At 42.5% G+C, this 24,289-nt stretch carries 24 protein-coding genes and 3 pseudogenes; 5 read left to right on the forward strand and 22 right to left on the reverse strand.

The genetic code is table 11. From position 1 onward, the window contains the following. Positions 1-28: 28 nt before the first annotated feature. The gene (gene metH, locus BLV50_RS09230) at positions 29-3,469 is read right to left on the reverse strand and encodes a methionine synthase (RefSeq protein ID WP_072733297.1); all 3,441 of its coding nucleotides are present in this window, start codon (positions 3,467-3,469) and stop codon (positions 29-31) included. A gap of 178 nt (positions 3,470-3,647) precedes the next feature. On the opposite strand from metH, the gene BLV50_RS09235 reads away from it, so the two are divergent. Then, positions 3,648-4,193, forward strand: a complete 546-nt coding sequence (locus tag BLV50_RS09235; protein WP_063562857.1) for a cupin domain-containing protein — start codon at positions 3,648-3,650, stop codon at positions 4,191-4,193. A gap of 89 nt (positions 4,194-4,282) precedes the next feature. On the opposite strand, the gene BLV50_RS09240 is transcribed toward BLV50_RS09235, so the two are convergent. The 8 genes from BLV50_RS09240 to BLV50_RS09275 all read right to left on the reverse strand — a co-directional run bounded on the left by BLV50_RS09240 (position 4,283) and on the right by BLV50_RS09275 (position 11,313). After that, complete coding sequence (locus BLV50_RS09240) at positions 4,283-4,957, reverse strand: GntR family transcriptional regulator (RefSeq protein ID WP_063562858.1); 675 nt, start codon at positions 4,955-4,957, stop codon at positions 4,283-4,285. A 104-nt stretch (positions 4,958-5,061) separates the two neighbouring features. Then, complete coding sequence (locus BLV50_RS09245; protein ID WP_090807117.1) at positions 5,062-6,693, reverse strand: ABC transporter substrate-binding protein; 1,632 nt, start codon at positions 6,691-6,693, stop codon at positions 5,062-5,064. Positions 6,694-6,762: 69 nt separating this feature from the next. Next, the gene (locus BLV50_RS09250) at positions 6,763-7,632 is read right to left on the reverse strand and encodes a carbohydrate ABC transporter permease (RefSeq protein ID WP_024630394.1); all 870 of its coding nucleotides are present in this window, start codon (positions 7,630-7,632) and stop codon (positions 6,763-6,765) included. A 12-nt stretch (positions 7,633-7,644) separates the two neighbouring features. Continuing rightward, positions 7,645-8,574 carry an ABC transporter permease gene (locus BLV50_RS09255; protein ID WP_371121626.1) on the reverse strand — a complete coding sequence of 310 codons (930 nt, stop codon included), beginning with the start codon at positions 8,572-8,574 and terminating at the stop codon, positions 7,645-7,647. A gap of 582 nt (positions 8,575-9,156) precedes the next feature. Further along, the gene (locus BLV50_RS09260) at positions 9,157-9,963 is read right to left on the reverse strand and encodes an HAD family hydrolase (RefSeq protein ID WP_063562861.1); all 807 of its coding nucleotides are present in this window, start codon (positions 9,961-9,963) and stop codon (positions 9,157-9,159) included. A 27-nt stretch (positions 9,964-9,990) separates the two neighbouring features. After that, positions 9,991-10,503, reverse strand: a complete 513-nt coding sequence (locus BLV50_RS09265) for a hypothetical protein (RefSeq protein WP_063562862.1) — start codon at positions 10,501-10,503, stop codon at positions 9,991-9,993. A gap of 126 nt (positions 10,504-10,629) precedes the next feature. Further along, on the reverse strand, positions 10,630-10,839 hold the full coding sequence (locus BLV50_RS09270; protein WP_024630398.1) for a DUF896 domain-containing protein: 210 nt from the start codon (positions 10,837-10,839) through the stop codon (positions 10,630-10,632). A 96-nt stretch (positions 10,840-10,935) separates the two neighbouring features. Next, complete coding sequence (locus BLV50_RS09275; RefSeq protein ID WP_063562863.1) at positions 10,936-11,313, reverse strand: LysM peptidoglycan-binding domain-containing protein; 378 nt, start codon at positions 11,311-11,313, stop codon at positions 10,936-10,938. 305 nt (positions 11,314-11,618) lie between these two features. On the opposite strand from BLV50_RS09275, the gene lexA reads away from it, so the two are divergent. After that, on the forward strand, positions 11,619-12,245 hold the full coding sequence (gene lexA / locus BLV50_RS09280; RefSeq protein ID WP_024630400.1) for a transcriptional repressor LexA: 627 nt from the start codon (positions 11,619-11,621) through the stop codon (positions 12,243-12,245). 112 nt (positions 12,246-12,357) lie between these two features. Here the strand turns inward: lexA and BLV50_RS09285 are convergent, their stop codons facing one another. Next, on the reverse strand, positions 12,358-13,659 hold the full coding sequence (locus BLV50_RS09285) for an aldehyde dehydrogenase (RefSeq protein ID WP_090807119.1): 1,302 nt from the start codon (positions 13,657-13,659) through the stop codon (positions 12,358-12,360). Positions 13,660-14,208: 549 nt separating this feature from the next. Between BLV50_RS09285 and BLV50_RS09290 the strand changes: the two genes are divergently transcribed. Then, positions 14,209-14,868 (forward strand): CatB-related O-acetyltransferase, encoded by a 660-nt coding sequence (locus tag BLV50_RS09290; protein WP_090807121.1) that lies wholly within the window; start codon positions 14,209-14,211, stop codon positions 14,866-14,868. A 633-nt stretch (positions 14,869-15,501) separates the two neighbouring features. On the opposite strand, the pseudogene BLV50_RS33750 reads toward BLV50_RS09290, so the two are convergent. From BLV50_RS33750 to BLV50_RS33755, 3 genes and pseudogenes are all read right to left on the reverse strand, one after another. Beyond that, positions 15,502-16,722, reverse strand: a pseudogene (locus BLV50_RS33750) (peptidase G2 autoproteolytic cleavage domain-containing protein). Between the two features lie 218 nt (positions 16,723-16,940). Next, a pseudogene (gene tnpA / locus BLV50_RS09300) lies at positions 16,941-17,341 on the reverse strand (IS200/IS605 family transposase). A gap of 159 nt (positions 17,342-17,500) precedes the next feature. Beyond that, a complete protein-coding gene (locus tag BLV50_RS33755; RefSeq protein ID WP_371129239.1) occupies positions 17,501-17,701 on the reverse strand; it encodes a hypothetical protein in 201 nt (66 codons plus the stop codon). Between BLV50_RS33755 and BLV50_RS33415 the strand changes: the two genes are divergently transcribed. Then, complete coding sequence (locus tag BLV50_RS33415) at positions 17,642-17,782, forward strand: hypothetical protein (protein WP_256337905.1); 141 nt, start codon at positions 17,642-17,644, stop codon at positions 17,780-17,782. The two genes, BLV50_RS33755 and BLV50_RS33415, sit on opposite strands and share 60 nt — an antisense overlap. Before the next feature lie 233 nt (positions 17,783-18,015). Here BLV50_RS33415 and BLV50_RS33760 read toward each other — a convergent pair whose 3' ends face one another. The 4 genes from BLV50_RS33760 to BLV50_RS09325 all read right to left on the reverse strand — a co-directional run bounded on the left by BLV50_RS33760 (position 18,016) and on the right by BLV50_RS09325 (position 20,145). After that, positions 18,016-18,228 (reverse strand): thioredoxin domain-containing protein, encoded by a 213-nt coding sequence (locus BLV50_RS33760; protein WP_090807126.1) that lies wholly within the window; start codon positions 18,226-18,228, stop codon positions 18,016-18,018. Between the two features lie 328 nt (positions 18,229-18,556). After that, positions 18,557-18,733 carry a hypothetical protein gene (locus tag BLV50_RS32720; RefSeq protein WP_177031148.1) on the reverse strand — a complete coding sequence of 59 codons (177 nt, stop codon included), beginning with the start codon at positions 18,731-18,733 and terminating at the stop codon, positions 18,557-18,559. A gap of 162 nt (positions 18,734-18,895) precedes the next feature. Continuing rightward, on the reverse strand, positions 18,896-19,759 hold the full coding sequence (locus BLV50_RS09320) for a sigma-70 family RNA polymerase sigma factor (protein ID WP_371129225.1): 864 nt from the start codon (positions 19,757-19,759) through the stop codon (positions 18,896-18,898). Between the two features lie 98 nt (positions 19,760-19,857). Next, positions 19,858-20,145: a hypothetical protein gene (locus BLV50_RS09325; RefSeq protein WP_090807130.1), complete on the reverse strand. Its 288-nt coding sequence runs from the start codon at positions 20,143-20,145 to the stop codon at positions 19,858-19,860. Between the two features lie 212 nt (positions 20,146-20,357). Here BLV50_RS09325 and BLV50_RS09330 point away from each other — a divergent pair. Beyond that, positions 20,358-21,747, forward strand: a pseudogene (locus BLV50_RS09330) (IS1182 family transposase). Between the two features lie 534 nt (positions 21,748-22,281). On the opposite strand, the gene BLV50_RS33765 reads toward BLV50_RS09330, so the two are convergent. From BLV50_RS33765 to BLV50_RS09360, 5 genes are all read right to left on the reverse strand, one after another. Further along, entirely contained in the window at positions 22,282-22,605 is a 324-nt protein-coding gene (locus tag BLV50_RS33765) for a lytic transglycosylase domain-containing protein (protein ID WP_090807134.1), read from the reverse strand. Positions 22,606-22,755: 150 nt separating this feature from the next. Continuing rightward, complete coding sequence (locus BLV50_RS09345; protein ID WP_090807136.1) at positions 22,756-22,998, reverse strand: hypothetical protein; 243 nt, start codon at positions 22,996-22,998, stop codon at positions 22,756-22,758. A gap of 138 nt (positions 22,999-23,136) precedes the next feature. Next, the gene (locus BLV50_RS09350; RefSeq protein ID WP_090807139.1) at positions 23,137-23,379 is read right to left on the reverse strand and encodes a hypothetical protein; all 243 of its coding nucleotides are present in this window, start codon (positions 23,377-23,379) and stop codon (positions 23,137-23,139) included. Further along, entirely contained in the window at positions 23,376-23,669 is a 294-nt protein-coding gene (locus tag BLV50_RS09355; protein WP_090807141.1) for a hypothetical protein, read from the reverse strand. The genes BLV50_RS09350 and BLV50_RS09355 overlap by 4 nt, the downstream gene beginning before the upstream one ends. A 165-nt stretch (positions 23,670-23,834) precedes the next feature. Beyond that, entirely contained in the window at positions 23,835-24,068 is a 234-nt protein-coding gene (locus BLV50_RS09360; protein ID WP_218135382.1) for a hypothetical protein, read from the reverse strand. Positions 24,069-24,289 lie beyond the last annotated feature (221 nt).

Below are 24,289 nucleotides of genomic sequence, written 5' to 3' on the forward strand. Positions count from 1 at the left end.
GCGGAGGGCTTTGCCTGACCTTTTACTTTTAAGCCTTCTCCACGTTAAAATACTTCGCTTGCGGATGGCTGAATACCATCGCCGATACGGATGCTTCAGGTTCCATCATGAAACCTTCAGTCAGTTCCACACCAATATCCTCAGGCTGTAACAACTTAAACAGTGGCCCTTGGTCTTCCAAATCGGGACAGGCCGGATATCCAAATGATACCCTGATTCCCTGATAGCGTGCTCCATGACGTTGCTTCATGGTCATCTGTGCTGAATCCGGAAATCCCCAGATATCTCTCATCATATGATGAACCCGCTCAGCTAATCCCTCTGCTACTTCAAGCGCTACGGATTGCAGAGCATGTGAGCGAAGATAATCACCTTGCTCCTTCCAAGCTGTCGATAACTCCCGTACACCGTGCCCAGCCGTTACGACCATGAAACCAACGTAATCCATTTGTCCAGATTCCACTGGCTTCAAGAAATCGGACAGACACAGGTATGGTTCAACTTTTTGACGAGGGAACGTAAATGTATGCAAGATATTACTTGTATTCTCCGGGTCATAGATGATGACGCTGTTACCGCTGGACTGAGCCGGGAAGAAACGATACATCGCATGCGCCTGAATAATCCCGTCACGAACAGCTTCCTGCATAATATCATCCACTACCGCTTTCAGGTCAGTGGCTTTCCGATCACCCGAAGCAAGCAGCTGCTCTACTGAGCCACGCAAACCAAGATGGTGACCTAGCAACATCTGCATGTTCACATACGGTAATATGTGTGATAGCGGATAGTTCCGCATAACATGTCGCTCCAGATCCGGTGGAACGAGAACCGGGTTGTCTATTGCGATATCCGAACGCTCTACCCGAGTTAGCTCGGGAAGGGATTTAACAGTTTCTGCGCCAGCTGCGTCAGCCTCTTTTTCAGCGTCCATCTCCAACTGCATCACTTCTCGAGTGCTTGGGTTCATCAGCTTGTTGGCCAAATCCAGTCCGTCCATCGCATCTTTTGCATATACAACCATGCCGTTATATTCCGGGCGTATACGATTCTTGGTGAATTTGCGTGTCAATGCCGCTCCACCAACCATAATAGGTACATCAATTCCTGCTGTGCGTAAGTCCTGAGCTGTAAGAATCATCTGTTGCGCCGATTTTACCAACAGACCGGATAGACCGATCGCATCGACTTTCTCTTCTCTGTATGCCTCAATAATTCGCTCTGGTGGTACTTTTATACCCAAATTAATGATCCGGTAACCGTTATTGGAAAGGATGATCTCCACCAGGTTTTTGCCGATGTCGTGTACGTCGCCCTTTACCGTCGCTAGAATAATCTTTCCTTTAACTGACGTCTCATTCTTCTCCATGAATTGTTCCAAATAAGCTACCGAAGCCTTCATAACTTCCGCGCTCTGAAGCACTTCTGCTACGATCAGCTCATTATTGTTAAACAGTCGCCCTACTTCTTCCATGCCCCGCATCAACGGGCCATTGATTACTTCAAGGGCTTTATATTTGGCGAGTGCCTGCTCCAGATCGGGCAGCAAACCTTCTTTGCTTCCTTCAACAACATACGATGCGAGACGTTCTTCCAACGACAGGTTCGAAATCTTTTCTTTTTTCTCAACCTTTTTGTTACGGAACGCCGCTACGAAGGCAGCTAGTGTTTCGTCATTCGTATTATATAACAGCTCTTCCGAGAGTCTGCGCTCTTCTGCCGGAATGGATGCATAACGCTCTAGCTTCTCTGTGTTAACGATGGCATAATCGAGACCTGCTTTGGTACACTCATATAAAAATACAGAGTTTAGCACTTCACGCCCTGCTTCAGGCAATCCAAATGAAATGTTACTGATTCCCAGTATCGTATGACATTCAGGCATCGCTTCTTTAATGACACGAATACCTTCGATTGTTTCTTTGGCCGAACCGATATACTGTTCATCGCCCGTCCCTACTGGAAACACCAGGGTATCAAAAATCAGGTCTTCTGCTTTTAATCCATATTTGTTCACCAGCAAATCGTAAGACCGCTTGGCTACCTCCAGCTTGTCCTCACGACTAATGGCTTGACCGCGTTCATCAATCGTTCCGACAACGACAGCACCGCCGTATTTATGCAACAACGGAGTGACCAGCTCGAACTTTTCCTCGCCGTCCTCAAGGTTAATGGAGTTAATTATCGCTTTACCTTGAGAGTATTGCAGTGCAAGGTCGATGACGGCTGCATCTGTCGTATCAATCATCAGTGGCACCTTTACTTTTTTGACAACAAGTTCAAGGAACTTCTCCATGTCTTCGGCTTCTTCACGGTCCGGGTCTTGAACACAAACGTCGACAACATGTGCCCCATTTTTCACCTGAGCCCGAGCAATTTCCGAAGCTTCTTCATATTTCCCTTCAACAATAAGACGCTTGAATTTCCGTGATCCAAGTACGTTCGTACGTTCCCCAACCATGTAAGGGCGATTGTCCTGTTCAACGTAGACTGGATCAATTCCCGACAATGCTGGTGGATGTGTTCCGTTCATTTCTCTTGGAGGGTACTTGGCAAGTGTATCCCGCATTGCCCGAATATGTGCAGGTGTTGTTCCACAACAGCCACCCGCGATGTTCAACCAGCCCTGTTCGGCAAAAGCACCGATCTTCTGAGCAAGCGATTCAGGCGATTCATGGTAATTACCATTTTCATCCGGAAGCCCTGCATTTGGATAACAGCTTACTGCAACTGAAGCCATTCCGGAAAGCGAGCGAATATGGTCACGCATGAATTCCGGACCTGTAGCACAGTTTAGTCCCACTGAAATTGGGTTAAGGTGTTCTAGGGATATATAAAAAGACTCAATGTTCTGACCAGCGAGGGTTGTACCCATCGGTTCGATCGTTCCTGAGATCATCAAAGGAAGCTTGATACCACTTTGTTCGAATGCCTGTTGAATTCCAATGCTACCTGCTTTTACATTAAGCGTATCTTGTGAGGTTTCGAGCAGCAGCGCATCAACGCCTCCCTCAATTAAAGCAAGCGCTTGCTCAAAATAACTGTCGATGAGCTCTTGAAAAGTTACGCCACCTGTTACTGACAGTGTTTTGGTTGTAGGTCCCATGGCACCTACCACATAACGTGGAGACTCCGGTGTCGAAAATCGATCCACGGCCGCTTTTGCAATTCTGGCTGCTTCGAGATTAATTTCACGTGCACGGTCCTGAATGTCATATTCAGCAAGTACAACAGAAGTTGCACCAAACGTATTTGTTTCAATTAAGTCAGCACCGGCTTCCAGATATTCCTCATGAATACGCTGGATTAGCTCTGGACGTGTAAGTACAAGCATTTCATTACAACCATCCAGGTCTTCTCCGCCAAAATCTGCGCCTGTGAGATCTACTTGTTGAATCATGGTCCCCATTGCACCGTCGAGGATCAATATTCGTTGTTTTAATGCATCATGTAGGCTAAGCTTATCCAATATCGTCACCTCCGCAAAACGTTAAATCTTAGTTTAACAGAAACTAACTTAATGTGAAAGATCGGGTTTGATCAGTCCCCTGGCGGTTTTTATGAAGGTAGAATGAATTTGTGAATCGACAAAAATAGCGGAATCCGATATAATAGCGATTAAACCAAGTGGAAAAGAGGGAAAGAACATGGCTGAAATTGTAATCCGAAATACGAACGAACGTATCACTGGAGACGAAAATGTTCGAAATTTCTTAAACAAATATGAAGTACTATTTGAAAAATGGGACGCGTCCAAATTAAAAACTGATCTGCAAAACAACTTTGGACTCACCGATGAACAAAAAGAAGAAGTACTAAACACATTTGACTATGAAATCAGAGACTTGGCTGCACGTCGCGGGTACCAAATCTGGGATGTAATCACGCTGTCTGAACAAACACCAGATATTGAAGAGAAGCTTGCTAAATTTGAAGAGATTCATACTCATGCTGAAGATGAAATCCGCGCAATTGTAGCCGGCAAAGGAATCTTTGTCATCAAAGCTACAGATGATGTAGGTTACTTTAATGTAGAATTGTCTCCTGGAGACGTTATCTCGGTACCTGAGAACACCCCACACTTCTTCACTTTGATGGAGAACAAACAAATCATTGCCGTGCGTCTATTTATTGAAAAAGATGGCTGGATCGCAGATCCTTACCCAGATCCAACGTTTATCAAACAAGCCTAATAAGCAAATTCTATTATTTGCTCAACAAACCCCTGTTCAATTCGAACAGGGGTTTCTGCATATTCAGATAGTATACAACATTAGATGTTCTATATAAAATAATGTGGATATTTTGCCTTCATCTTCTCTTGTTCAACAACAACTAGTCTGAGATGAGCTTCCATAACCTCAACAGCTCGCTCGGTTTCACGTTCCGTGATAAGTCGGTATATTTCTTTATGTTGTGAAATAATAACCTCTGCATCGGAATCTTCAGACAAGCGTAATAAACGAAGGCGATTAAAGGGAATATTGAGCTGCTGTAGCATTTTCCAACTTCTCATTTTTCCTGTGCCTTGAAACAATATCTGATGAAACTCTTCATCCAGTTCAAAAAGCCGATAGAAATTATTTTTCCCTATACATACTTCCTGCATGGCAATATTGGTTTCAAGTCTGAATCTGAATTCTTCCGGAAAAGAAGCACAAGCCAGAGTGACAATTTCCTTCTCCATCTTCTCTCTCATAAACCGGCCTTCTTCAACATGCTCCAGATTAATATGGGAGACAATAGTTCCACTCTGTGGAATGATATCCAGTAATTCTTCCTCGGCAAGCTTCATGAAAGCTTCACGTACTGGCGTTCTGCTTACTTGCAACTCATCCGCAATTTCCTTCTCGGAAATCTTGGTACCAGGCTCAAGTTCAAGGTGCAGAATTCGTTCCTTTATCAGATTGTATGAATAAGCCCGGGTCGAACCTCTAATCTTTTGATTAAGTGACATTCCTTAACCTCTTCCTCTCAGCCATATTCATCCATCTTAGCACAATTTGCCGTTCCACTTAAATTCCATAAATGAAACGGCAATGGGCAAATTTCAGTTTACATCTATTGTTGCTTGTTTTCTTTGTACTTCTTATATGTGTCATTGGAAAGCTGCATATACTGAGGCAAGCCTTGGCTCTCCAGCTCTTTTACAAATACATCAAACTCAGAAAGTTTGCGTTCTCCCAAAATGAATTTAAGCGTATTTTGATCCGAGAAATCCTTAAGCGGTGTGCTAAGCAGTGTCACCTGTTCACGATCGATATCCGAGTAAGGAATTGGAGGCTCCGCAGGAACCACTTCTTTGATATCTTTCATGTCTTGCTGGAATTTCAGTTCTTCCTCACTAAACATGGAGTGCAACAAATCTGTGGTTCCTCCATAGGCAAACACACCACCGGAGAATCCATAGTCGATGCGCAAGTCCTTTGTGCCTTTTGGATTCAATCCGTTATAGTTCACATCTTCGGCCAACTTACGAACGCCATCCTGTTTGGTGAAGGTTTCGCCTTCTACACCCCATTTGGCAAATTCTTGACCTTCATCACTATAGTATAACCAGTCAATAAATTGCATGGTTGCTTTGAAATTCTCGTTGTCTTTAATTTTCCCGGAAATCATGACACCGTTTTCAAGTCTGGAGCCGGACATCAATTGACCTTTTGGACCACCAGGAACTGTAATTTTGGCGATGGAGAAATTTCCTTCTCCCAACGTTTTGTTCATGTCATTTCGATGAAGCACTACCGTTTGCGAGTTACCATTAATAATGAAGGATTTTCCAGAAACAAACTTTTGAATAGCCTGGTCATCGTCCTGGGTGAAGCTTTCTTTATCCAGCAGCCCCTCCGATACAAGCTTGTTAAAGTAAGTTAACATTTCCTTGTATTCCGGCGTAGTCGAAGTGTATACAAATTCATCCTGATCTTCTTTATACGTTAAACCATTGCCAAATCCCCACCCAGCTTTCGTTCCAAAACTGGTAGCAGCAATATTCAAGGTACTGTTAAATTGGAAACGATCTGAGAACGGAACGGAATCTGGATAGATTTCTTTTAGCTTTTTGGCGGCATCATACAATTCGTCCCATGTCTTTGGAATGGCAATGTTATTTTTCTCAAAAATATCAGTTCTCACAATAAGGGTATAGTCCGGCCAAACCTCTTCATGTAAACCTGGGAGTACATAATATTTCCCATCTTCTTGTCGAAGACCCTCAAGTTCATCCTGAAGTCCCCATTTCTCAACCTTATCTTTGAAATTGGGCATCAAATCAACATAGTCACTCACTGGCAAAATCGCACCAGAGGATACAAAAGCAGATTCTTCACCCGGATAAGTTTTCGGAATAACCAGAGGGGCATCTCCAGAGCTGATCAGAAGGGATCTTTTCTGGGGATAGTCACTCATCGGAACGATGGTAGGCTCCAGCGTGACTCCTGTTCTTTCCGTGATTTTTTGGAACAGGAGCCAATCCTTTTTGTACGGGTATGCTGGCTGGTCGCTGTACAGAATAGATAGATTAAATGGTTCAGCGGCTTTGAAGGTCTCTCCTACACCATAGGATTCCATGGCCCCCTTGGATTCTGGTTCAACTTTCTCTCCACCAGCACCGTTGCTACATGCTGCCAGAACGACACTCATCATTGTTGCCAATACCATCTTGCCTACAAGCTTACGTGGTCTATGTTTCATTCAATTCTCCCCCTGCATGTGGTTTAGATTGGCCTTACAATCAAGATGTTGAACTATATCGGGTTAGGATTACTGTTTAACAGATCCCAACATGATACCGGTTACAAAGTATCTTTGAACAAATGGATAAATCGTTAAAATAGGCAAAATGGTGAGTACCATCGTGACCGATTTGATATTTGCAGAAATTTGAGTCAAATTATCCGCTGAAGCACCAGCCGAAGCACCTCCCGTTGCACCTGCAATCATGTTGCGCAAGTAGATCGTAACGGGAAACAGTTCCTTTTTGTCGAGATACAGGAAGGCAGGAAACCAGGAGTTCCAGTGTCCCACAGCGTAAAACAGAACCATCGTTGCCATGACAGCTTTACTCAACGGTAGAATGATCCGTAACAAAATGCCATACGTATTCAAACCGTCAATGGCTGCCGCTTCCTCAAGCTCCTCAGGCATGTTTTCGAAAAATGATTTCATAATTAACATGTTATAAATGCTGATTGCACCAGGCACAACTAGTGCCCACATCGTGTTATTGAAGCCCAGAGAGTTAATCAGGACATAGTTAGGAATCAAGCCGCCACTGAAAAACATCGTGAACACGGCGAACATCGTCAAAAATTTTCGTCCCATCAATCTTTTCTTGGATAGGGCATAAGCGAAGATGGTCGTCATGAACATGGAAATCAAAGTACCTACAACGGTATATATAATTGTGTTTTTATAGTTGGTCCAGAACATGCTGTCGCGAGAGATGGTCTTGTAGGTTTCTACATTAAATCCTCTTGGGATAATGCTTACCTTGCCTGAATTGATATAAGCCTCGCTACTGAAAGATTGGGCCACGACATTCAGAAACGGATAGAGCGTGATGAATACCACAAGCAGCAAAAAGATAGCATTGAAAACTTTAAATACTTTGTATGATTTTGATTCCAGCATATTGCTCCTCCTTTACCACAAGCTTCGTTGTGTCAGTCTGCGTGAAATGGCATTAACCGAGAATACCAGGATCAGTCCAATAATGGATTCGAACAAACCAATGGCGGTAGCATAGCTGAAATTGCTCGACTGCAAACCTACCCGGTACAGATAAGTAGAAATCACGTCAGATGTCTCGTAGATCAGCGGATTGTAAAGGAGCAAGATTTTCTCAAATCCAACCGCGAGGAAATTACCCATATTCAAAATCAGCAATGTAACGATCGTTGGCAAAATGCCCGGTATGGTTATATGGAGGGTTTGCTTCCAACGGTTCGCACCATCGATCCGCGCAGCCTCATACAAAGAATCATCAATTGTTGTCAATGCAGCTAAATATAGAATGGCTCCCCACCCCATACCTTGCCAAACCTCAGAGGTGATATAGATTGTTCTGAACCATTCCGCACGCTGCATGAAAGGAATGCTGTCACCAGTAAAGAATGAAACCATTCCATTAATGGAGCCATTAACTGCCGTTAATTGCAGAATCATTCCGGCAACGATGACGATGGACAAGAAGTGCGGAAGATAAGATGCGGTCTGCACAAACTTTTTGAAACGTTTGCTTTTCACCTCATTCAGCAGCAATGCAAAAATAATCGGAACTGGGAAGGTGAAAAGTAACGCAAGTCCACCAAGCATAAGTGTGTTCCCAAATACTTTCCAAAAGGTTGGGTCTTGAATGAACATCTGAAAATACCTGAATCCAACCCACGTCTCTCCAAAAATACTGCCTCCCGGTACAAATCGTCTAAATGCGATTACATTACCGAGCATGGGCCCATATTTGAAAATAATAAGATAGATAATTGGAAGAATTAACAGTGAGTACAGCTGCCAATCTTTGCGAAGCAGAGCTGTAACAGTTCTTAACCTGCTTTCTTTACGTAAAGATGTCATCGTTAGCGTGGTTTTAGCGGTTTCCGACTCCATATGTTATTTCACTCCGATCCTAAGCTTGATAAAATAAAAGCGTTTTCGATCAATTCTTATCATCTCTTCTTTTTGTAGAAGACAAGTAATCAGATGAACTTCACCCCCACCAGTAGAATAAAACCAAACAAATAATGTAAGCGATATCAATTATGGAGATCACTAGAGACACATATTGGTTAAAATGCTTACCCTCATTTTCTTACTAACCACTTCATGTTGTATTTCCAGAACTAAATGGTTTACATCGATTATGTAAAGCGCTTACAAATAATGTGAGAATTATAGCGAATAACTCCCGCTTCCACTTCATTCAAGTAAGTCAACAGATATTCGCTACATTCATTCGCATACTAGTCATACTAGTATGTTAGTTATATTCTAAATCAGCAGTTCTATAATTTCAATAACTTTTAATAAAAAAATTCATCTTTTGTTATTACGATATAGTTCAAGCTGTCCCAACACAAAAAAACATTGTTAGGTTTTATGGATAAAATACATCTCATAAAACCTAACAATGTTTGTGTAGTACACTAAAAATACGATTTATGATGCACTCATTGAGAATTCAGCAATGATTCGTTCCAATTCGGATAAATGCTTGATTTGATGGTCAGGCACATACGATTCGGTATTCTCTTTATTCTCACGGTTAATCCAAACAGACTGAATACCTGCAGACAATGCTCCACGAATATCAGTCGTAAGCTTATCTCCAACCATCATACTCTCCTCAGGTTGCACTCCCAGCTTACTCAATGCGTGCTCGAAGATCGAAGGATCAGGTTTGCCTTTACCGAACGAACCCGAGATAATAATTTCGTCAAAAAAAGGAGCCAATTCAGGAACGCCATCAAGTTTCTCTTGTTGTAAAGCAGGACAGCCGTTGGTTAAAAGCAAAAGCTTGAACTTCCCTTGTAGATGACTCAACGTTTCCATCGTTTCTTCATAGACATGGGGTCTTGATCTCCGCTCCGCCCCAAATTGTATGGCGAGTTGTTCCGCCAGATCTTCACGATCAACACCCAACTTTAACAAGCCACGACGCCATGACTCTTTACGATATGCGGGTGCAAGCTGCTCCAACTGGCGAAACTCAGGCTGATCCCCACCCGTGAAGTTAGCCCAAAGACCTTCAAACGGGTTAATCCCAATCATTTTGGTAAACGAAAAAGTTTCATAAGACTCATACAGATTACGTGCCTCATTACGAACAGCTTCTTCAAGGTCTTCGGGTTTAACGCCCGTCTCTTGAGCTGCGATCAAGCAAGTCTCATGAAAGGCCTCTCGAACACTGCGCTCATCCCACAGTAAAGTATCATCTAGGTCGAACAAAATCGCTTTTAACGCCATTTCGGTCATCTTCCCCTTTATGCAAAATTACTTTTTCTCGTATGTTTCCACGGTGATCTGATGTGCTTTGGCGAATTTCAGAAGACGTTCAGTAATTGCATCAGTATCATAACGATTCAGTAGTTTGGTAAATACCCATCTCTTACCTCGTGCATTATGCTCAATCACAACCGTACCTGGCTCAATTCTGAATTTCACGATATCGTCGACTCCAATTGAACGCTCACGGTTCCCTTTTGTCGTCAAAATCCGGTTACTTCCTATTTTGACATAAGGACGACGGAGCATGAAGATGATTGCCAAAAATACATACAGCAACAAGGTCACCCAGTCCCAAGTGGTCATCGGAGCTTTGACAAGAAATGTACTCATAAAGAGGTACAGGAATGCTAGTCCGATCAGAAAAATAGGAAACAGAAGACTGCGTCCTTTAAATACGTCCTCACCTGGTGTGCCAGAAACCGGTTTACCGCTTTTTTTACGTTGCTGATTCAACTGCTTAGAATTTTTTCGAACCGTTCTCTCGAACGAACGCGACATGAGAATCCCCCTTAGATGTTCTTTGTATCGGCTTACATAATTGCAAACCAACATTTCCCCCTATAATTTGCAACCTCTAGATAACAGGAAAAAACCTAAATATCATAATGATATCATTAGGTTTCCTTAATGTTTGAGTTTGCCTTGGTGGCCTTGATCGTTCTCATCATCTACAATTTCAATCGTATCCAGTTGTTGTCTGAAATTGCTTCGAATGTTATTCAAATAGATTTCTCTAAGTTTGGCACGTTCAGCGAGCTCTTCCTCTGTCAATCCAGTGGATTTTTGCTTACGGGCCAATTCATTAATACGTGCTACCAGACTATCTATATCCAAGCTTGTCCCCTCCAAAAATACAAAGTCATATTAACTTTGACATGTTAAGGGCAGCTTGTCAAGCTGACACGCATTAGCGCGTGTGGATATGCAGCTTTAATCTGTGAATTGAGGCAGTATTAAGACTTGCCCCACCTGTATTGAAGTTGAATGAAGTTGATTCACTTTCTTGATTGCTTCTATATATACACGTGTATCCATTGTTTCAGGTTTGTGATCCAATGATATACTCCATAGCGTATCTCCTTGTGAAACTGCCATCTTCCCCCCAGGCAACAGATCGTTCTCATTGCCAGCGAACACAGTCAATACTGTACTGCATCCAACCAGTATAATTAAGCTTACGATTATTAATTTCAAGACCCAAGTTGGGACATTACCTTTTGCAAAAACCTTTTTAAAATTCCTTATGTTAGTTTCAACCACTTCTGAATGCACCGGTTCGTAAATACTTTGATAAGTAGAATATCTCATTAAATATCGACCTCCAAACGTTTGTTCCTATCCTGTTGAAATTAATATAACACGAACACATGTTTTGTACAATAACTTTTTAGAACAATTGTTCGCTTTTTTTTGTTGATACTACATTCTATTATCTTTCTTCTATTGTATTGGAATTGTCATTTGCAGTATTTGATTAGACCAAAAGAAAATTTTCATCTTAATTTGCAAAAAAACATTGATTTTATGGCATTTTATTTAGAACTTATGTTTGTACGAACGGAGGTTCTATGTTATAATTTTCCCAAACGTTACTAAAATGGGGTTGATACGGTATGTCGAAGATATCCAGCAGGCAACAGGCTATTCTGGAGTTTATACGCAATGAAGTCCGGTTGAAGGGGTATCCTCCTTCCGTACGCGAAATTGGTGAAGCCGTTGGGTTGGCTTCCAGCTCTACAGTACATGGACATCTGGATCGTTTGGAGAAGAAAGGTCTGATTAGACGTGACCCAACCAAACCAAGAGCCATTGAACTTCTCAGCCAGGAAGAGTCAGAGCATTCACATCAGTTTGCTCACAGCGTTGCTCGCATTCCTGTCGTGGGTAAAGTTACTGCAGGGGTTCCGATCACAGCAACAGAAAATATCGAAGATTACTTCCCTCTTCCTACGCATTATGTAGGCGAACAGAAAGTATTTATGCTTTCGGTCGTGGGAGACAGTATGGTTGAAGCAGGCATTGTTAACGGAGACTATGTTATCGTACGTCAGCAGCAAACTGCAGATAACGGCGATATCGTAGTAGCCATGACTGAAGACGATGAAGCAACGGTAAAAACGTTCTACAAAGAGAAAGATCATATTCGTCTTCAACCGGAAAATTCGACTTTTGAACCGTTGCGTTTGAAACACGTTAGCATCCTGGGCAAAGTCATTGGCCTTTTCCGTGATATTCATTAATATGTATTGAATTTGTACAGAAGTCTCACAATAAGATACATAAAGAGGTTGTCCCGTTCAACGGGACAACCTCTTTTTTTTTATACAACTTATATTGTTCTACGTTAGTAGATTATTCGCTGCGTTTAAGAATGCTTTTATGATGAGAGAACACATCAAAACTCTGTTGACCATGGTAGGAACCCATTCCACTTTCTCCTACGCCGCCAAACGGAAGATAATGTGATGTCATATGAGACAATGTATCATTAATGCAACCACCACCAAAAGATACTTGATTCAGAACCTGATTCTGCAGATCCTCATCCTGAGTGAAGAGATATAATGCCAGTGGTTTTGGACGGCGGACAATCTCATCTAGCAAGGGATTGAGGTCGGTATACTTAAATACAGGAAGAACTGGACCAAAGATCTCTTCTTGCATCACTGGGGATTTCCAATCCACTTCGCCCAGTACTGTTGGTTCAATGAGCAGCTGATCACGTTCAGAATGTCCACCGATCATTGTTTTGCCATCTTGGAGTAACACCGATAAACGATCAAAGTTACGTGCGTTGACAATGTGCGGGAAATCAGCATTTCTCATCACATCGTCTCCAAATTTATCCTGAATTTCTGCACCGATCAATTCCAATAATTTGTCATGTACTTCCTCGTGCACAAGCAAATAGTCTGGAGCGACACAGGTTTGCCCAGCATTCAGGAATTTACCGCGCACAATGCGCTGAGCTGCCAGCTTCAAATCTGCATCCTGGTGGACAATGACCGGACTCTTACCACCTAGTTCTAACGTAACTGGAGTCAAATGCTCAGCAGCTGCCTTCATAACAATGCGGCCAACACCTGTACTGCCTGTAAAGAAAATATAATCAAACTTTTCTTTCAACAATGCCGTACTCGTCTCGACTTCCCCTTCCATAACTGCCAGGTACTCACTAGGAAATATCTCATGAATCAAATCATAAGTCAGACGTGACACGGCTGGGGTTAATTCAGACGGCTTAATAATGGCACAGTTACCCGCAGCAATGGCTCCAATTAGAGGGCCGAAAGCCAGTTGGAACGGATAGTTCCATGGTGCAATAATAAGAGCAACTCCATAAGGTTCAGGATAAATTAAGCTTGTTCCATCAGGTATAGCAGAATTTGTAGGCACAGGTTTTGGTGTAGCCCATTCCTCCAAATGTTCCAATGCAAAATCCAGTTCACCCAACACGATCCGAATCTCAGAGCCATAAGCCTCTACTTCAGATTTATTTAGATCCGCACGAAGTGCGTCAAGAATACGTTGCTGATATTTCTCAATTCCATGTCTCAATTGCTGAAGAGCACGAATACGGTACTCAATAGACTTCGTTTGTCCTGTATAAAAAAATGTCCGCTGTGCGGCAACCAGTTGCTTCTCTTGTTCCATATTAACATCTCCAATTAATTGTTCAAAATTTAATTTCTAAAAACATAAATGAATTATAACGCAATTATATGAAACTATCAACATATAGATACTGTAAAAACAGAGCAAACAATTAAAACGCACTCTCGCTTCGACGATATGATCATAATTTAATTAACCATTCTCTTTTTTATTGACTACATTAAAACCTCAATGCTAAGATGCCAAAAATTTATGCTACGAATGCCAGCTTCCTCTTTACATTCTTATTCCAGTCCCCGTTTTAGTCCAACATGATGTATCCATTCTTCCAAATGGTGGGCACGTGTTCTGTCTATATTTTCTCTTCCTGAATTTTTTCTTCATTATATACACTTTGAGGGAGAATCCACACTGACATCTCTTTATTAGAATAGGATTGACAAAAAAAGAGGTCATTGTTATAATCGCCCTCATATCTTAAGGAAGGATGATTCAGATGATTCGTCGTCTAAAAAAACTAAAGAATGTGGCTACCGCATCACGCTTCTAAGTTACTCAGAAATAAAACTTAGAAGCGAGGAAACTAAAATGAATATAAACCAATTTAATCACTGGTCTGAAATTAAGTATTTAAAAGATATTGTAACCAATCCATTAATCGAAGTTGGCGATTACTCCTATTACTCTGGTTATTATGATAACAATTCATCTTTTGAAGACGGATGCGTAAGATATTTATGGGGAGATGACAAATCGAGGAGCTTATTCAACCCCATTGAGGAATTTGGATGGCAAATAGATCGATTGATTATTGGTAATTATGTATGTATCGCAGCCGGTGTCGTTATTCTTATGGGAGGAAATAACAATCATCATGCGGAGTGGATCACTGTTTATCCTTTCGCTAATCAAATTAGCCGTTCCTTCTCACCCAAGGGAGATACCATTATAGAAAGCGATGCATGGATCGGCATGAATGCAATGATTATGCCTGGTGTCACCATTGGTGAAGGTGCGATTGTTGCAGCAGGCTCAGTTGTAACAAAAGATGTCTCCCCTTACACGATAGTTGGTGGAAATCCTGCAAAAGAAGTTAGAAAGCGTTTCTCAGAAGAAGAAATCATGAAGTTAAAAGAAATGCGCTGGTTTGATTGGAAAAGAGAATCAATTGAAGCAGTCACTCACTTACTTTCTAGTTCTTCTATTGATGAGTTATATGAGCATTATTTATCAGAAATTAAGGACTGAGCTCCTATAGACATAAAGCTAGGTAGAATAATATTCTACCTAGCTTTTTTTATATCTCCTTGCCCATATAAAGAAAAACCCCTCAGCGCTAGAGCGCCAAGGGATTCAGCTATTAGTACAACGTGATATATTGATCGCGTTCCCATTGGTGGACTTGTGTACGGTACATGTACGTTGGTTTCATATGTTGGCATATCTCAATAAAAACGGGCATTTCTAGGGATAAATACAGAATAGCACATTCAAATTTGATCATAAGTTTTCATAAGTTGTGGGACGTTTGGGGGACGTCCCCCTATAAAGCTATATGAATCAAATACTACGGCTTTACAAAATAAAATTGCTTAAAAGTTACTATATATAGAAGAAAGAAATCAAGCCTTCGAATCATCCCTGGCTCGACTAATTATAAAATAACTGCAATTATCTCTTCAATCTTAATCCAACTGTAATCTTGTTCGTTTCTGACAAGTTTTGACCGTCCTGTTTGGCCTGTCAATTGATGCGACTAAGCTTTTTATCTTTTCATCGTCAAAAGATTAAACACCGTCAATGTGACGATCCAAGAATACAAAAAAGCCAATCATCCGGAAGACTGGACTTATAATTATTTAAAAATATTTCAAGCTCCGTTTATTTGACAAGAACTTTAATCTGGTTGGCTCCTGTTCTTGCTAATACTCGGAACCATGCAGTAGCAGCAGTTGCAATTCCTTCATCATTAGGTCGGCAGTAACTATCCACCTGACAGGTTCCATCATCCCTCACAAGGAGCTTACCCATCATTCCTATGGCTACCCATTCCATTCGATCTATACGGGAGACGTACTCGCGTGAATGATCATAAGAGGTGCTAATGACAGCAGTGTTGATTGTATAAGCTGGTACTATAACCTCTCCTCGCTCATCCTTTTGCTCCGGAACCACTCTGTCTTAGTATTGGATCTTGCCCCATTCGTCTGTTTCATATTTGCCAATCCAATTTAGGGGGCTGGCTCCCCCTATAAATGACGGCCTCGCACTGACAATACCTGCAACATAGTCATCTCTGTTTGTTGCTTTCCTAATTTTTTCACCAACCGTTGTTACGAAATATCCCGGTTCAATCGGCTGCCCATCTAGGGTTTCAAACATTTCGGCGTAATCCGCAGCAGGTGACATAACAGTTCCATCAATATACAGATTACAGGTTGAACCTTGGAGTACGGAGGCTAATCCTGGGCGAGAAGCCTCTAAACCATTGGCCAGATGCCAAGAGATAGGATATAAAGTTTGACCGGCGTATCCCATAATATGTGAAAAAGGGTGGTCCGACTGAACAGTTGTAACGCCGCCTTCGGCATGAGAAAAATTCCCAAAGGCTTTAGTAGTTCCTCCTTCTGCATGAGAACCAACACCACTCGCTCTTGCTCCGGATCCTTCTGAATGAGCAGCATACCCATCCGCTGTGCTATTTCCCTCGGCATGAGAAATAAATCCAGATGCTTGTGATAAATACCCTTCCACGTGAGAAGCTTCACCCGTAGCAACACAAAGGTAGCCTTCGGCGTGGGACCCATAACCGGATGCTGTTGTATAAGCTCCTTCAGCATGGGCCGCATCGATTGTAGCCAGCGTCATATACCCTTCTGCGTGAGATGCAGCTCCCGAGGCGAGTGTGTGGCTTCCTTCCGCATGAGCTGAATCCATGCTGGCATTGCTCTGATACCCTTCCGCATGTGCTGCTAATGCACTTGCTATTGTCTGGTATCCTTCCGCGTGAGAAGCAAACCCGCTTGCGGTAGTCGTATTTCCTTCGGTCTCAGAGCAAAATCCCCATGCATTTTGATTACACTCTGAATCTGCCATTACCATTCCTCCTAAATTTAGATATAATGTACTCTGTTAAAATTTAGAAGGATTGGACACTGCATTATCCCCTTACACAAATGCCTGTTTTAGGAAAAATCAAAACCACCTGTATAACGGGTGGTTTGTTCTGCGGCTGAAAGCCTTTGTTACTGGCCAGCCCTAAAAGGGCGTTGAAGGTTCGCCAAACGCACTACTTTTTCGGATACCCCTAAAGGGGTCCTCTATTTCTTCTTCTTTCGTAGTTCTTTTGTTTCTTCTCCTGTAAACGGATCAATATACTCCGCCATTGTTATTTGTTCCGCGACGATATCTTCCTGCAATTGGTTTTGGATATATTCTTGTAACACTTTCTTGTTCCTTCCAACGGTATCCACGTAAAATCCTTTACACCAGAACTTCCGATTCCTGTATCGATACTTTAAATTTGCATGTTGGTCAAAGATCATCAAGCTGCTCTTTCCTTTTAAATATCCGATAAACGCTGATACACTAAGCTTCAGTGGGATGCTCACCAACATATGAATGCGTTCTTTGCATGCTTCCGCCTTAATAATCTCCACGTTTTTCTCTCACATAGTTGTCTTCGTATTTTCCCAATATCCTGTATTAATTTCCCGTAAATAACCTGGCGTCTGTACTTTGGCGCAAACACGATATGATACTTACAATTACATTTTGTATGTGCTAAACTGTTCACATCAGATGACATCTGTATTCCTCCTATTGTCGATAAATGATCTGGATGCCAACGCTAGCACCTTTTTCAGACAAACATGTATTATTACCCTAAGTAAAGTTTAATGTATTCTTCTAATTGGTCTAGCCAAGCGTCGATTGTCTTCTTTGCTAGGGCACTGCTAAAACGTCCTAGTTCTCTCTCTCCGTGGCTTACAACTACTGTCGGGAGGAACTTTACTTCCGTGTGATTGGAAGGATCATACTCAATCCTAGAGACGCTGACCTGCTGTCGTTCCTGAGCAATCTTGTCGAGAGTCTTCTGGAAGCGTCGGCAGTGACCGCAGTCGTTGCTGTAATAAAGAGTCAGGTTCATTCGTCACCGTAATCATTCGGGAACTTATAGAACTTTCCGATAGTTACTGTCCATTTACCGAAGTACAAGCACAAGTAGATATTTCTCTTGCCCATGTGGTCGTTAGTGTTGAAGTTAGCCCCTAAAAGGAAAGTTTGGTTGTCATATACCTCAATGTTCCAGCCGTGATAGTCTCGTTCTCTCATATTCGTTCCCCTTTCTATTAGGCGTGGATTGCTATTTCTACACAGGAAGTAACCACGTGCTCAGGCGCATTGCCAGTGAAACGCCCTACCTCTTTGCCTTCTTTTAAAGACCACCGTAGGAATGCTCATAACCCCGATTTTGGAAGCAGCCTCAGCACCGATAGTAGAATCAACATCAATCCCACGCTCGACAGTAACCTTAGAGAGTGTAGGAGCAATTAATTTACATGGAACGCACCAAGGTGCATAAAATTTAATGATGTCATTTGACAATTCCTCCGATTACGGGTAAATAAATACGCCTCTCCTTACTTAGTAGTTTGTGAATGCTTCAATGAAGGCTTCAAGTGGTTGCAAGCCATCCTCCTTAACGTCCATTCGCATTTTCTGTGTTTGTTGGGGAGTAGACTTCAACCATGTATGTGATAATGTCGTTTCCAGCTTCATCAACATCCGGTACGATGTTCTTAAACGTCAGCACTTTCACGATGTATTAGACCATGTGGTTACTCGTCTCATTTCCGATGATAATCTTGTCACCTACAGCGTACTTCACAGATATGATAATGTCTGCCATGTGGTTCTCACCTCCCTTCAGGGATTAGTTGAGACTCTCTTCGGGAGTCACCACAGCAGTCTTCAGACCGTCAACCAACTTAACTGAGGTCTCGACTTGGGCAACTTGTCCATGGAAGTCACTGCGGTGAGCTTTGGCTTTAGTTAGAAGCTCTTGGTGATGAGCAATGATTGCTTCCGCATCCTGAGCGATATTTTCCATAGTCAGTACACCGTGTTGCAGTCGAAACTGAAGACCAAGTAAAGCATCCTTCGTGTCACTTCATTTTCAGCCCAAGCCAGTTGTTCAACCAGTTCCCTGTAAGTAGGTGCTTGCAGGGTTACCTTTTTACCGAAAATGCCTTTTACGATGTTTGCGATTGATTTAAGCACCTTGTTGGCTGGCTTTCTGACGGATATAATAGAGAACCCTTGTCGAGTAGGTGGAGGTGTCGTAACCACAGACCTCAAGCAGTTCCGTGATATCTTCGATGCAGAGGTTCTCATTACGCTCCTTGGTTTCCTGAGCGAGAATGGATATCTCCCGTTCATACTTGGAAGGAATCTTGGTTTTCTCTTCTTTTACGTCAGACTTACGGCTCTCGATTTTACTTCTAATTCGAGCCAAGGTACGGTTAATCGTCATCGGGTAAACGTTAAGACGTTCCGCAATCTGTGTATTGTTGTTGCTTGCGTCCTCCAAGACTAAACACATGACCTTCTTCTCGAAATCCGTGAACATAGGGTCTTCTAGTAATTGCTTTACATAGAGACGATTGGTAACCTCTTCTTCAATACTTCTCTCGTCCTTGTTGGCGAACTCGAAGTTTTCCATACCGTCGTAGTGCTCAAGTTCATCACTGAACATCGCAATCTCTCGATAGCGTTCGACAGTCACCTTAAGCAGTTCGGACATTTCATCCTCGGCGGGGCGATACCCAAGAGATTCCTCAATCTCGGCCATCCTCTTAATGAGGTCAACTGCACCACGACTTAACCGGACAGACTGAGAGTCACTATAAAGAAGTTGATTGATTTCCCAGAGGATGGGGCGCACGACAAAGGTCGTAAACTTAATGCCCCTATCAAAGTCAAAGTCTCTAATAGATGTGAGTATGCCGATACACGCGTGTTGGTACAGTTCGTCCTCGGTGATACGAAACTTTGAAACAAGTTCCTCGACACTCCCTTTAAAATGCTTGATGATCGAGAAGATAAAGTCTCTATTAGCTTTCAAGAACTCGCCCATGAGTTCTCTATCTTCTTTACATGCTTTCAGGAGTTCTATATTGTGCATATCCTTCAGGCTGTCTTGCCTAAGATGTAGGTAGTTGGGACTCAGCACTATTACTTCACCTCGAACTTTCTGTCTTCTTGTGCAGCTTTCAAAAAGTTCACTACCTCACCATCTGCAGTAACCACGACACCATCCTCGTTGACTGTAAGAGTTTTTTTGAAATCGCTCCACTTCAATTTCAGTCCTTGAGGTTTTGCTAAGCCGTTTCTCTCCATAAATGCTTTGTACACAGTGTCATCCATCGTCTTGATTTTCTTGTGGTTGCCTGTGGCTTGGGCATCTGTTACCTCAATATCCAATTCGTTATCGGCTATCTCGGGGGTATTAACAACACTCATTTATCCCATCTCCTTCCGGTATTAAACCGTGTTATTTGCTTCATACTCTAGTAGTCGCGCTATGTATGGTATGAGATGCGAGCAAAAAGAAAAGACCCCTTTCGGGGTCTTCAGGCTGTCGAGAAAGTCTCCACAGCTATTTTTTTATACACTTAATTCAACACGACACCGCGTTAATATTGTATAATATCAGTATATAAACGTACGGAAGGGTGTACAAATATGTTGCGTTCGAATCGAGAAAAACAACAGGCTTACGAATTTGTTCCATTGAAGAACTGGTTCCTCAAGATCATCTGCTCCGTAAAATGGATAAGTATATCGATTTTTCTTTCATCGACGAAAAGGTTCGTCCGATATATTGTACGGATAACGGTCGCCCTGCGATCGACCCTATCGTGTTATTTAAGATGATTTTTCTTGGTTATTTTTATGGTATCCGTTCCGAACGCCAACTCGAACGTGAAATTCAGGCCAACCTCACTTACCGCTGGTTTTTGGGGTTAGGTCTCACCGACAACGTACCGGACCACTCTACGATTAGCTGGAATCGGCGTACTCGTTTTAAAGACACCGGAATCTTTCAGGAAATCTTTGACGGGATTGTGCTACAAGCGATTCAGCACCGTATGGTAGGCGGACGTGTCTTAGTTACCGATTCAACTCACGTTAAAGCGAATGCGAATAAGCATAAGTACACCAAAGAACAGGTTCTACAAAACATCCGTGATTATGTGAATGAACTTAAGCTGCCGTAGAGGCCGACCGGAATGCACATGGAAAAAAGCGCTAAAACCTAGAGAGGACGTGATAGAGGAAAAGGAAATTAAAATGAGCACAACAGATCCTGACAGCGGTTATATGATACGTGATGGGAAGCCGGAAGGATTTTTCTACTTAGACCACCGTACTGTGGATCTGAAATACAACATGATTACGGATGTACATGTGACCGCTGGAAATGTCTATGATTCTATACCGTATTTGTCCCGTTTGGATCGTCAACAACAACGATTTGGTTTTAAAGTAGAAACCGTTTCTCTGGACTCGGGGTACTTGACTTCACCCATATGCAAAGGGCTCCAAAGCCGAAATATTTTTGCCGTTATTGCTCACCGAAGATTTCACCCGACCCAAGGTTTATTCCCCAAATGGAAGTTCATATATGATGCACAGCGCAATATTTATGTTTGTCCGGCAAAGCACGAATTACCGTATAGAACGACCAACCGCGAGGGATACCGACAGTACACCTCTGATCCACAGCATTGCAAGAACTGCCCGTTATTAAACGAATGCACACGATCTCCAAACCATCGAAAAGTGGTGACCCGTCATGTCTGGGAGGACAGCAAAGAGTGGGTGCGAGGCAACCGGCTCAGTCGATCCGGAAAGTATCTCTACCGAAAACGAAAAGAGACGATTGAGCGAAGCTTCGCGGATGCTAAAGAGCTCCATGGGTTTCGCTATTGCCGTTTGCGCGGACTTCAAAACGTCAGGGAACAGGCCCTGATGACGGCAGCTGTGCAGAACATGAAGAAGATGGCGATCCACCTGGATCGCCTTGAAAAACGGGGGGAATCTCCCCTATCTCCTTTTTAAACCAACCACTTAAAATATGAGAAACCCCGTACTTTGAAAAAAGTACAGGGTTTCTCGACAATCTGAAGACCCCTTTCGGGGTCTTTCTATTACATCAGCGGATAGATTTTCTTGCCGACCTTGAGTCGTTTTTTGGCAGACTCAGACGGTTTGATAAGGATTGCTCAATATGGTTCAATGACCATCGGCTCTCCGGTCTGAGGTTCTTGACATACTTTGCGTCATAGTCCTTGGGTTCGAGATTAAAGGAATTGATAAGATAGATTCTGTTACCTTGAACCAAGTTTTCGAGAATAGTATCGAGACCTCTCCGCAAAACACGCTCAACATCATTCGGGTGAATCTCATGAAGTGCTCCGTGCTGGTGGGATTCCTCCTTCAAGACCTCTGTGGTCTCTCGGATTATATCTTTCAAGTGCTTATTAGCCATAGCGACAACTCCCTTTCCCGGTATGTCACTACCAATATAGGGAGTCGCTATGGGCTAGTAACATATCTTGTTTAGCTACCTTTTGATTGTCATCAGTTCTTTGTTTACTTTTGACAGATATTTAGTGTTGTACACTCCCCATTTAACGTTGCCCTCGCTCTTATCGTACACGCAACGATGCCAAGGTCATTACCGAATCTCTTTTGTGTGTAAGCAAGGTACTTAGCGCCAAACTCGATATTAACTGAAGGATTTTTCAGGCTACCCTTAATCTTCATATATCTCTGTGTGGCGGGGAGCACCTGAAGCAACCCTGTGTCGCCGTGAGTACCGACGAGATTAGAATTAAAGGTAGAACTCGTCTCAACCTGAATTATTGCTAGAATAGTATACGGACTGAACTCGTAGGTCTTGCTGTGTTTTGCAATAAGTACGGCAAACTTGTTAACGTTCGACTTGCACCGGAAGAATGTTTAATCCCATCAAGTAAGGCGTATACTGCTTGCATGCGCTGTGTACAAGATTTTGATGGGCGGTCACGAACTTGTTGTTCGTCATGTCTCTTACGTTAGTTGTCATTAGACAATGTTCCCTTCAGCTTCAAGAACTTCCAACAGGGTCTCGTAAGAAGGCAGGTTGATTACTGTCTCTTCAATCCAGTGTTGGAACATATCGAACTTATCTTCAGAGACCAATTTCTCTTCAGTGATGGAACTCAGGAAAATACTCTTCCCGTTCGCTTGGAAGTGAATCTCCTTCGTGTGTTTCTCAGGAACTTCTTTAAGTAGCAAACCTGCGGCTATTCTGTGGTCAATGTTCATCTGTATCACTCTCCCTTTACTCTCAGTAGTAGAGTTATGTAGGGAGAAAGATGCGAAAGAAAAAGAGACCTGAAGGTCTCGAATTTCTTACAATTCACCTCAATCATTGGAAGAGGATACTTCGGCGTAGTTGCATAGCTAAATTAGATCTAAACAGGCAAAACAGGAGTTAGCTTTTTTCCTGATAGCGTCGATATTTTCGTTCAATTTGATGTCCGAATTGTACAGGTCTCCGTAGCTTTCTTTCAGGGCATCCAGTTCCGCAGAGATAAGGCACTTGCCCTCCCCTTCAAGCACATTGGTATAATCCAGTCCCATATCAGAAACAGCCTTCCTGTTGTTCTGAAGAATTCCATAAACGTCCCTGAACTTAATTTTCATCGTCTTGTCCTCCTAATCGTGCTGAGACGGTTTGTGTAGTCTGCTGAGAAGCAGTCCTGAAGACACTGCTTGTTACCTTCAATAGAAGCCTGAAGCCCAGGGGTGGAAGATACGTTAGTGTCCATGATGCGTTCTAGCAATGATTCAAGCTGATTCTTGTTCCTGCGAATTACGTCTACCGTGGCGGGCGACACATGCCGCATGGCTTGCTCCATATTCCGGATAGCACTCTCAATCATCTCTACTTGCTCTACTACAACTCCAAGAGTGTAAACATAAGCCCTTTCCATTTTATTCCTCCTAGTAATATGCATTTAAAATGTCCTAGCATTTAACGATTTACTCTACCGTTAATAGATGACTTCCATTTATCTTTTTGCCAAAACACGAAGTCATATATAGAGTCAGTTTTTAAAACACCATTCATGGCGTACCTGCATTTTTTTCATATAGATCTAGTCCTTCGAGCGACGAATCATCTTCTTTGCTTGCTTCTCAGCGGTACGACGGGTGGCTCGGTTATAAGCCATAAATGGGATAGACTTGTCCAACTCCCCTGCTTTAATCAAAGAAGCCACATCAGATATCAACAGTGGGCTATTTCCTAGAATCATTGCGTTTTCGTTTTTGTCCATCATCAGTTTTACCTTCTTTCGTTTGAGGGTCTTTGTACCTTTACTTCTTGCCACCCTTCTCACGATAGAACATGCCACCCTTCCAAGCGGGGCTATCCTCACCACGGAGCACAATAGGTATGAGTTTAATGACGTACAGGTGGATCTACTTTTCGTACTTTTTGTTTCTTCTGTCCGTTCTCGTTCACTTCATAGGTATTCGTTCTCAACTTGTTCGTTGAGTCCTTCAACCTTGGTCTATCCTTTTGACAATGTAACCACTTCTTCATGTATGG

Source organism: Paenibacillus sp. 276b, from assembly GCF_900107875.1.
Taxonomy (GTDB): domain Bacteria; phylum Bacillota; class Bacilli; order Paenibacillales; family Paenibacillaceae; genus Paenibacillus; species Paenibacillus marchantiae.